Origin of the sequence: Erythrobacter sp. (assembly GCF_023653175.1) — a bacterium.
GTDB lineage: Bacteria > Pseudomonadota > Alphaproteobacteria > Sphingomonadales > Sphingomonadaceae > Erythrobacter.
On the sequence record NZ_JAMNXL010000139.1, the window covers coordinates 1 to 9,339 of the forward strand.

The window sequence follows — 9,339 nt, forward strand, 5'->3', positions numbered from 1 at the left end:
AACGAGACCCACCGCGTTCTCGCCCGGGAACCGCAGTTCGGGGGTATCCTCCACCAGCACCACGCGCTCTTCCGGGGGAATCTCGCCGAGCATGGCGTTCAGGAAGGTGGTCTTGCCCGTCGAGGTGCCGCCCGAGATCAGGATCGTGCGCCGCGCGCGGATCGCGGCGCGCAGGTAGGCGATCGGCTGGGCCTGGGGATCGGGCAGGTCGAACTGCATCTCGCCAACCAGCGGCCCGGTGTCATAGGTATCGAGCGGCAGGTCGAGCCGGCGGTGGCGGCGGATCGCCATCACCCAATGCTTGCGGCTGGCAGGCGGCCCGCAGAACTGCACGCGCGCCCCATCGGGCAAGGTCGCGCCGAGCAAGGGGTGCTCGCGGTTGATCCCCTGGTGGCTGACCCGCGCGACCTGTTCGGCGAGGCGCTGCACCAGCCGGTCGTCGATCTCGGGCGTGTCGAGCCGCTGCATGCCCGGGCTGGCTGCATCCTCGATCCACACCTCGCCCGGGCGGTTGACCATGATCTCGGTCACGGTGTCGCGTTCGAGCCAGCGGCGGAAGGGCGCGAGATAGGCGTCGAGATAGACCGAACGCTCTGCAGAGAGCGGCGCTGCCGCCTGCCCCTCACCCGTCTCCAGCCGGTGCACGTCCGCGCTCACCTGGGTCAGCCGCCGACCGAGCTGAAATCGAGATCGCGCGCCGTGTAGACGCGGATCGGTTCGCCCGCGCGCACCCGGATGGTGGGGCTGATCTGGCCCTGCTGCTGCACCGCCGAATTGGCCGCGCTCTGCGCGCTACCGGCGACGAGCACGCCGCCGATGCCGCCGGTAGCGACCGCGCCGAGGCCGCCGACCACCGAGAGCAGCAGGCCCGAGCCGAAGCGCTTGAAGAAGTGGCTGTTGACGTCGCCCTCGATCCCGGTCGCCCCGTCGAAGCTGACCGCGGGCGAGGCGAGGTTCACCGAGACACCGTCAGGCCGGATCAGCCGCGTCCAGATCACATAGGCGCGGCGCTGGCCCTGCTCGACCCCTGCGCGGTACTGGCCGATCAGGCGGGTCGAGCGCGGGACGAGCACGCGCTTGCCGTCGAAGCTGCGCACGTCCTGATTGACCACGGCGCGGACATAGCCGGGCACGTCGGTGTTGATCGCGGTCTCGAGGATCGCGGGGATCAGTGTGCCCTCGGTCACGGTGGTCGAGGGGTTGGTCATCGCGCGGGCCTGTGCGGGCGCGCCGCCGACGCCGCCGATGCTGCTGGCGAAAGCGGCAGCGCCGCCGGTGCCGCCCGCCGCGCCCGCGGGCGCGCCCGGAGCGGGCGCGGAAGCCGGCGCGGCCACGTTCACGCCGCGCGCCGAACTGCCATCGAAGGCGAGCATCGGGCTGCCGTAAGGGTTGACCGAAGGAACGCTCACCGCCCCGGGATTGCCGGCATAGACCGGCATCGGTGCCGGATCGGCCTGAAGCGCGACGGCCGGGGCAGGCTGCCCCTGCGCGGGATCGCCCATCGGCTGCGCGGGCTGCATCACGGGCGCGGCACCCTGCGGCTGGGTGACGGCGGGGTTGCCGATCCCCTGCGGCTCGGCCGTGCGCGCGGCGTTCATCGCCCAGAAGGTCACCGCGCCGAGCAGGCCGACCACGGCCACTCCGGCGGCGAGCCCCACGCCGTCACCCTTGGCCTTGCGATCGGTGACCGCAGGGAAGGCTGCGCGGCTGGCGAGGTCGATGATCTCGGCGGATTCGCGGGTGCGCGGATCGACCGCCCCCTCATTGCCCTCTCCGGAGCCCTTCTTGGGCGGCAAACGCATGGCCAGACGCATCAGATGCTCTCCTTGGCAGACAGGTGGTTCATGGGATCGGTCACTTCTTGCCCCGCCCGCGGGGCGCGGAGAGGCCGGCCTGCCGCGCGGACGGCGGCATCGGCCCGGTGTTGGTCAGGGTCGCGGTGTCGCGGCCCGAGCGCAGGATGATCTTTGCTGGCACCCCGTCGACCACAACGGTATCGCCGCGGGTGGTGTAATTGACCGGCCCCTCGTCGCCCTCGGCATTGGTGACGAGGATCGCGGGGATCGGCGCGCCGGCGGCCCAGGTGAGGAACACCGCTTCGCCGTCATCATAGGTGCGCGAAGGCAGAAGCTCGGGCGTGCCCGCGCTCGCCCAGGCGAAGTTGAGCTTGGCGGGATCGGCCGGATTGGCGGCCCCAGCGGGCACACCGGTGGCCGGATCGGGCGCCGCCGCGGCGCGGATCGCCTGCGCCTCGGCCTCGGCGATGGCGGCAAGACGCGCTTCCTCGGCGGCCTTCTCGAGCTCGGGATAGCGGAACTGCAGCACGTAGAGCGCCGCGGATTTGGGGCTCGCCACCAGATCGAACAGGTAGGTGCGCTTGTCGGTCACCACGGTCATGTTGGTGCGCGCGGTGGGCTCCAGCGGCTTCACGAAGATGATCGTCTGCGCCTTGTTGGGCTGCACCTGCCACGCCGCCGAATCCCCGATCGCGACGTTCTCGATGATCTCGTCGGGGGCGAACTTGATGGTGGTCTGGACCTTCACCTTGCCATCGATGCGCACCACCGCATCGGCATCGTAGACGAGGGTCTGGAGCCGGCTGTCCTGCGCGGCGAGCGGGGCGGCAAAGGCAAGGGCGAGGCTCGCGAAGAGCACGGCGCGGGTCATTGGTACGTCTCCGAGGGGGGCGTCGTCGTCGGCTTGGGTGCGGGCGCGGACGGGCCCGAGGATGGTGTTGATCGGAAGCGGTTGCCGATCCCGCGGGTGCGCGCGGGCGCGGCGCCGAGAGGCACAATCTGGCCGCCGCCGCTCGCGACCGCAATCACGCGGGCGCCCTGCACCGCGCCGCCTTCAGCGCCGGTGTCATTGGCGACCACCACCTGTGGCGGCGGCGCGACATCGGTGCGGCGCGCGGTGGCGGCGGGGGTCACGGGGGCGACATTGGTGTTGCGCGGAGCGGTGCCCGAGGCCTGCGGCACGGGGACGGGACGCAGGGCCTCGGCCGGCCGCTCGCGCTCCTTGGAAGGCACGAGCCCGAACACCTGCCAGCCGGCGACCATCGTCGAGGAGACCTTGAGCGCCAGTAGCATCAGCGCGACGTGCACGGCGCCGATCAGGAAGAAGGCCATCGCCGCCTGCTGGTCGATCTTGCCCGGCACTGCGACCAGCGCGGCGAGCACCGGCACCGACATCTCGAGCATGATCGATCCGCCCAGCACGGCGAAGAGCGGCGCCAGCGCCATCATCGTCAGCCCCTTGAGCCAGCCGGTGAACAGTCCGCGCGTGCCGTCGAACAGCGCCAGCACCACGAAGATCGGGCCGACCGCGAGCAGCAGCGCCAGCGCGATGCGCGCGGTCACCAGCATGCCGACCGTGCCGAGCAGCAGCAGCATCGCTCCCAGCCACATCATCCCGGGCGGTGAAAAGGCGCTGATGTTGGAGGTGTCCCCGCTCGCCTGCTGGATCGCAAGGAACACCACGTCGAGTTTCTGCGCGAACACCGAAGTGGCGCTCTCGCCGCGGGTGCCGGTGAGGATCCCGGCGATCTGGTCGGGCCCGCCGATGAAGATGTTGTAGAACACGCTCGAGAAGGCGACGAAGCTGGTGGCAAAGGTCAGCACCAGCCCCAGGGTCATCATTTTCGGGACGAGCGCGCGCACCGAAATATTCGAGCGACCGAGCATCAGCGAGATGCCGAAGAAGCCGACATCGAGCCCCAGCACGACGGTGAGCGCAAAAGCCAACTGGCCATCGTCGCCGAACAGGCGGTTGAAGGCCTGTTCGGACACGCCGCTGGCGATGCAGTCGACCGCAGTCAATGCCGCCGAGACGCCGGTGCCCATCGCCTGGGCGGCCTGGTCGCAGGTCGCGTTCATTCGGCTGCCTGCCACATCGAATCGTCCTCGGGGTCGCCGGGGCCATCGGGCCAGGCCCGGCCGGTGAGCGGCGGATACCAGGCCGCGGGCGCATCGCCGACCGCTTCGCGCAGCAGATCGAGACGGCGCACCGCGCTCTCGCGGCCCGACAGGATCGTCAGCACCTCGGGCGCGCCCGACAGGTCGAGGCGGACCACCACGCTCGCATCGGGCTGGCGCACGAGGAAGCAGCGCGAATGCGCCGGCAACGAACGGATCAGCGCGAACTCGTGGCTGGTGAGACCGAAGCCGTCGCAGTAATCCTCGGGCCGAGCGCGCGAGTTGGGCATGAACACCATGGTCGCAGTCTGCTCGACCAATGCGGTCGAAATGCGGCTGTCGAGCGCATCGCGGGCGGACTGTGTGGCAAACCCGACCAGCGCATTGCGCTTGCGCAGCGTCTTGAGCCAATCGCGGATGCGCGCGGCGAAGACCTCGTCGTCGAGCGCCTTCCAGCCCTCGTCGATCAGGATCATGGTCGGCTGCCCGTCCAGCCGCTCGTCAATGCGGTGGAAGAGGTACATCATGGTCGGCGTGCGCAGGCGCGGGTTCTCGAGCAGCGCGGTCATGTCGAAGCCCATCACGCGGGTTTCGAGATCGAGCCGGTCGGCGGCGTTGTCGAACAGCCAGCTGTGCTCGCCCTCCCCGATCCACGCGCCCAGACGATCGGCAAGATCGCCCGGCGAGGGACGGCGGGCACCCGCAAGCAGCTCCTTGAAGTGGCGCAAGCGCCGCAAGCTCGGGTCATTGGCGTAGGTCGCATCGACCGCCGCGCTCAATGTCGCGAATTCCTCGGGCCCGTCGGCCTTGAGCAGCACCGCGAGCCAATCGCGCAGAAAGGCGCGGTTGGCGGGCGAGTCGGGCAGCGCGAGCGGGTTGAAGCCGGTCGGCATCCCCGGCGCGATGCGGTCATAGCGCCCGCCGATCCCGCGGATGAACAGCTCCGCCCCGCGATCCTTGTCGAACAGGATGGTGCGCGGCTTGAACTTCTGCGCTTGGCTCGCGAGGAAATTCATCACCACGGTCTTGCCCGAGCCGCTCGGCCCGATGACCGAGAAATTGCCGAGGTCGCCGTGGTGGAAGTTGAAGAAGAACGGGGTGGCGCTGGTCGTCTCCAGCAGGGTCACCGCATCGCCCCAGTGATTGCCGCTCGCCTGCCCCAAGGCAAAGCCGTGGAACGACCCGAAGCCCGCCATGTTGGCCGAGGAGATCAGCGCGCGGCGCACGATATATTCCTCGTTCCCCGGGAATTGTGCCCAGAAGGCGGGCTCGAGATTGGTATCCTCGCGCACCGCGATCGCGCCGGTGTCGGCGAGCGCGGCGGCGCAGGCGGCCATCGCGTCGTCGAGCCGCGGCAGGTTGGTCTCGCGCACCAGCACGGTCAAGTGATGGTCGCCGAAGCCCACCGCCCCGTTGCCGAGCAGATCGCGCGCGGCGAGCATGTCGGCACGCTCGGCCGCAGCTTCCTCATCGACCGAGCGCGAGCGGCGCAGCGCGAGGTCGATGCGTTCCTTGGCCGTGGTGCGTTCGTTGGGCGCATAGCTTTCGGTGACGACCATCTCGAACGGCAGCCGCAGCAGGTTGTCGAGCAGCCCCGGCGAGGTCGCCTCGGGATAGTCCTTGAGGCCGAGAATCGCGGCAAAATCGGGCGCGGCGCTCCCGCGCAGCTCCATCGCATCAAGCCCGAAGGAGGCCCGGCGATAAGGGAGCATGTGGCCGATATCGGTCTCGGGGCTCGGGCGTCGCACCGGGCGCATCTCGCCATTGTAGAGCGCCGAGAGCAGCTCGAGCATTTCGGAATTGGTGCCGCCATTGGTGCTGTCGGGCGCCTGATAGTCCCCCAGCACCGCCGCGCCGTAGTTCTGCAAGCTGGCGACAAGGCCGGTAATCGCGGCCTTGAGGCTGCGGATGTCCTTGGGATCGGCTTCGAGCTCGTCGGCGCCGGCACGGCTGAACATCTTCGACAGACGCTCTGGCAGGCCAGTCTTGCCGCGCGCGGGGCGGCGGATCAGCGTGACGAACTGGTCATTGATAAACAGCGATCCGCCCGCCAGCCGCTGCTTCCAGCGCGCGTCGATATGACGCGACAGGGCGTCGGGGAACTCGGCGTCAAGCTCCACCTCCACGCGGCGGCGGATGACGTGGTGATACATCACGAAGCGCGCATCGAGCGTGCTCCGCAGCATCACCTCGCGGGTGGCGGCATGGGCGTTGAGCGCGTCCGAATCCTCGGTCTCGAACAACAGGCCGGGCACCTGAATCGCGCTCATGACCGAGCCATCGCGCAGCAGCACGGTGTTCTCGTCGACGAGGCGCGCATAGGGCAGGCGGTCGCCGACGCGGGCTTCCTTGGCGCTCCAGGCGGCGGGGCCGATCCACTTCACCATGAGGCTTTGTCCTTAAGGCGCATAGGAGTTGCACCCCCAGCGCTTGAAATTGGGCACGCGCGGGCACCTCGAAACCTTGGTGATCCACAGGTCGAAGACGCGCGGTTCGCGCAGCGAAGCGAAGTAGCCGACCCCGTGCATGATCACGGGCACCAGCAGGAAGCCGACCAGAAACAGCCCGTTGGTGATCAGCAGGTTGCGCAAGATCAGGAAGGCGATCGTCGTCACCATCATGTTGATGATGAAGAAGTTCATCGTCACGCCCGCGAACATCTGCGGGCGGGTGAGCGCGCGGTGGACGGGGTTGCGGACGAGTTCGCTCATCAGCCGGCCGCTGCCTGAATGCCGGCGACGATGGTGGTTGCGCCGAACAGGATGAAGACCCCGATGATCACGGTCGCACCGAAGCGCCAGTTCATCCGGCCGGTGAGCATCATGAAGCCGATCGCGGCGACGGCCATCACTGCAATGGTGGTCGCCACCGTGCCCAGCAGCGTGCCCTGAAGCCACAGCAGCGCATTGTTGATCGGGCCGGAGCCGGCCGGATCGGCGCCTTGTGCAAAGGCGGCCGTGTGCGCCGAGACCAGTGTCAGGGCGGCGGCGATACGGGCGAAAATACGAAACTGCGGCATCATGTCTTTCTCGGTTTCTCAGATCAGGCGTTCGCGCGCACGGCGCGGCCGGTTACCGGCCGGGCGCGCGCGCGTGGTTGGACAGCCGCCCCATGATGGCGGCAACATATTGCTTTGTCTCGCGGATATTGGGAACACCGCCGGAACGCTCGACACGTCCGGGGCCGGCATTATAGGCGGCGAGCGCCTTTTCGATATCGCCGCCGAACCGGTCGAGCTGTTCGCGCAGGTAGCGCGCCCCGCCCTCGAGATTGGCAAAGGGATCGCGCGGATCGACGCCGAGATAGCGTGCGGTGCCCGGCATCAACTGGGCCAGCCCTTGCGCGCCGACCGGCGAGACCGCGTTCTCGTTCCAGCGGCTTTCCTGCCACACCAGCGCCTCGAGCAGGCTGGGCGAAAGGTCGAAGCGCGCGGCGAGCTCGGCGATCTTGGCGGCATAGCGCGGCGGAATGCCGCGCGCGGACAGCGCGGGATCGGCGATCGCGAATGCCGGTACGGAGGGCGCCTCGCCGGGCATGGCCGGCTCGGCGCTCGCGGCAGGCGCGGGCGCGGCATTCTGGCCGACGAGCGGGCCTGTCACCCAGCGCGCGCCATGCGCGTCCAGTTCCAGCACATCGGCGCGCGCCTCGCCCGCCAGACTGAATGCAAGCCCGGCGGCGGCAGAAATTATGATGACGCGGCAAGCCGCGGCGAGAATCATGTCTCGGCCCTCCAGAGTGTCCCCCTTTGTCTATCCTAAATGACAGGCAGGTGACAGTACGAGGAAAGCCCCGGCATGATTACCGGCGGGTTACCCGGGCCTCCACTTGCACAATATCGCGCAACTGTGTCCCGGGCTCCACATCAAAGGATCAACGGTCGCGGTAGGTCAGCTGTCCGGCGGTGGCTGCCGGGGTACGGAATTCGCCGCGTTCCAGCATCTTCAGCGCTTTGCGCGCCAACCGCCGCGAATCGGTGGCGACGCCGTCGGCGGTCTCGAGTTCGACCACCTCCTCGCACGCCAACGCCTGGCGGAAGGCATCGCGCGCGCGCTCCTCGTCGCCGGTCTGGGCATAAGCGATGCCGAGATTGATCAGCACCGCAGCATCGCGCGGATCGGCGGCGCTGGCCTTTTCGAGCGCAGCGATGGCCTGCTCGGCGCGGCCAGCGGCAAGCGAGCCCGCAGCGAGTTCGGGCGCAGCCTCGGGCGGCGCAAGGAAGGCGCTGACGGGGGCCGCGGGGGCGCCTGCAAGCGGGCTTGCGGCGGCGAGCGCCAGAACAAGAAAGGCAACGGACATGGGCATGGCTCCTCTTCTACAGGCACACATAATGCATGGCGCGAGGAGTAAATGCAATATAACTGTAACATTGTCTTTTATTTGTAATTTATTGATCCAATCCCCTGACCTAGAGTGAAATTTCCGTGACACTCAACTCGTCGCACAGGCTTCGGTGGGGAGCTTTGTTTGTCATATTTGTCTTTCTTCGGTCATATTACGGCAAATGCAATGCCACTGTCATGCTGCAAGAATTCTGTCACGAACGGCTCCTAGCGACCACTCAGCGCAACAATCCAAGCGCCTAAATCGATTCTCGGCTCTAGAGGGGACCCACGCTCGTGAAAAACATCCAACGCACTCTGATTCTGGGTTGCAGCCTGGTCGCTCTGGCGGGTTGCGGCGCCGATGAAATCGTCTCGCCCGGCACCGGCGGCGACATCATCATCAACAACCCGGCGCCGACCCCGACGCCGACCCCGACCCCGACCCCGACCCAGTCGCTGGTGACCCCGGCTGCGGGCTGCCCGACCATCGCCACCTCCGGCGGCCTCGTCGATAACGGCACGATCGCGGGCACGACCGGCACCTATCGCGTCTGCCAGCTTCCCGCGCGCTTCACCTCGACCGACCTGCTGCCCTACATCCGCGGCCTGGTCTACCAGATCGCCGGCCGCGTCGAAGTCGGCGCCGATCGCGGTTTCGCAAGCACCGGCACCACCGTGACCCTGACGATCGAACCGGGCGTGATCCTTTTCGGCCAGCAGGACTCCTACCTCGTCGTCAACCGCGGCAACGCGATCCAGTCGAACGGCACCGCCGATCGTCCGATCGTGTGGACCAGCCGCGACAACATCCTTGGCCTTGCCAACGACAACAGCCAGCAGCAGTGGGGCGGCGTCGTGCTGCTCGGCCGCGCGCCGGTGTCGGATTGCTCGAACGGCGTGTTCAACACCGCCGCCGCGCCGACCAACAACCCGACCTGCGAAGGCCGCCTCGAAGGTGCCGCGGTTGCAACCCCGTTCGGCGGCGCCGCTCCGACGGACAGCTCGGGCTCGTTCCGCTTCAACCAGATCCGCTTCTCGGGCTTCGAACTCGCCCCGAACAACGAACTCCAGTCGCTGACCACCGGCGGCGCGGGTTCGGGCAC

9 protein-coding genes and 1 pseudogene are annotated in these 9,339 nt (G+C 68.2%); 1 reads left to right on the forward strand and 9 read right to left on the reverse strand.

Features of this window, described 5'->3' with window-relative positions:
- The 9 genes from NBV68_RS14205 to NBV68_RS14245 form a co-directional block, all read right to left on the reverse strand.
- A partial coding sequence (locus NBV68_RS14205) for an ATPase, T2SS/T4P/T4SS family (RefSeq protein WP_296310833.1) occupies positions 1-645 on the reverse strand: 645 nt, incomplete at its 3' end.
- A gap of 17 nt (positions 646-662) precedes the next feature.
- Positions 663-1,814, reverse strand: coding sequence for a TrbI/VirB10 family protein (locus NBV68_RS14210; protein WP_296310822.1), 1,152 nt, complete (start codon positions 1,812-1,814; stop codon positions 663-665).
- Between the two features lie 40 nt (positions 1,815-1,854).
- The gene (locus NBV68_RS14215; protein ID WP_296310824.1) at positions 1,855-2,667 is read right to left on the reverse strand and encodes a TrbG/VirB9 family P-type conjugative transfer protein; all 813 of its coding nucleotides are present in this window, start codon (positions 2,665-2,667) and stop codon (positions 1,855-1,857) included.
- Positions 2,664-3,875 carry a type IV secretion system protein gene (locus NBV68_RS14220; protein ID WP_296310826.1) on the reverse strand — a complete coding sequence of 404 codons (1,212 nt, stop codon included), beginning with the start codon at positions 3,873-3,875 and terminating at the stop codon, positions 2,664-2,666. Before NBV68_RS14220 ends, NBV68_RS14215 begins: the two co-directional genes overlap by 4 nt.
- The gene (locus tag NBV68_RS14225; RefSeq protein ID WP_296310828.1) at positions 3,872-6,301 is read right to left on the reverse strand and encodes a VirB4 family type IV secretion/conjugal transfer ATPase; all 2,430 of its coding nucleotides are present in this window, start codon (positions 6,299-6,301) and stop codon (positions 3,872-3,874) included. The genes NBV68_RS14220 and NBV68_RS14225 overlap by 4 nt, the downstream gene beginning before the upstream one ends.
- Before the next feature lie 12 nt (positions 6,302-6,313).
- Positions 6,314-6,625: a VirB3 family type IV secretion system protein gene (locus NBV68_RS14230; protein ID WP_296310829.1), complete on the reverse strand. Its 312-nt coding sequence runs from the start codon at positions 6,623-6,625 to the stop codon at positions 6,314-6,316.
- Positions 6,625-6,936, reverse strand: a complete 312-nt coding sequence (locus NBV68_RS14235) for a TrbC/VirB2 family protein (RefSeq protein WP_296310830.1) — start codon at positions 6,934-6,936, stop codon at positions 6,625-6,627. The genes NBV68_RS14230 and NBV68_RS14235 overlap by 1 nt, the downstream gene beginning before the upstream one ends.
- 49 nt (positions 6,937-6,985) lie before the next feature.
- Positions 6,986-7,633: a lytic transglycosylase domain-containing protein gene (locus tag NBV68_RS14240; protein WP_296310831.1), complete on the reverse strand. Its 648-nt coding sequence runs from the start codon at positions 7,631-7,633 to the stop codon at positions 6,986-6,988.
- A gap of 151 nt (positions 7,634-7,784) precedes the next feature.
- Complete coding sequence (locus NBV68_RS14245; protein ID WP_296310832.1) at positions 7,785-8,210, reverse strand: tetratricopeptide repeat protein; 426 nt, start codon at positions 8,208-8,210, stop codon at positions 7,785-7,787.
- 320 nt (positions 8,211-8,530) lie between these two features.
- On the opposite strand from NBV68_RS14245, the pseudogene NBV68_RS14250 reads away from it, so the two are divergent.
- Positions 8,531-9,339 (forward strand): annotated as a pseudogene (locus NBV68_RS14250) (hypothetical protein); the annotation flags it as partial.

What these genes read in the sequence shown, in the direction of transcription:
- NBV68_RS14225 (WP_296310828.1), bottom strand. Translation starts at nt 6,301, where the DNA reads ATGGTGAAGTGGATCGGCCCCGCCGCCTGGAGCGCCAAGGAAGCCCGC.
- NBV68_RS14240 (WP_296310831.1), bottom strand. Translation starts at nt 7,633, where the DNA reads ATGATTCTCGCCGCGGCTTGCCGCGTCATCATAATTTCTGCCGCCGCC.
- NBV68_RS14245 (WP_296310832.1), bottom strand. Translation starts at nt 8,210, where the DNA reads ATGTCCGTTGCCTTTCTTGTTCTGGCGCTCGCCGCCGCAAGCCCGCTT.
- NBV68_RS14215 (WP_296310824.1), bottom strand. Translation starts at nt 2,667, where the DNA reads ATGACCCGCGCCGTGCTCTTCGCGAGCCTCGCCCTTGCCTTTGCCGCC.
- NBV68_RS14210 (WP_296310822.1), bottom strand. Translation starts at nt 1,814, where the DNA reads ATGCGTCTGGCCATGCGTTTGCCGCCCAAGAAGGGCTCCGGAGAGGGC.
- NBV68_RS14230 (WP_296310829.1), bottom strand. Translation starts at nt 6,625, where the DNA reads ATGAGCGAACTCGTCCGCAACCCCGTCCACCGCGCGCTCACCCGCCCG.
- NBV68_RS14235 (WP_296310830.1), bottom strand. Translation starts at nt 6,936, where the DNA reads ATGATGCCGCAGTTTCGTATTTTCGCCCGTATCGCCGCCGCCCTGACA.
- NBV68_RS14220 (WP_296310826.1), bottom strand. Translation starts at nt 3,875, where the DNA reads ATGAACGCGACCTGCGACCAGGCCGCCCAGGCGATGGGCACCGGCGTC.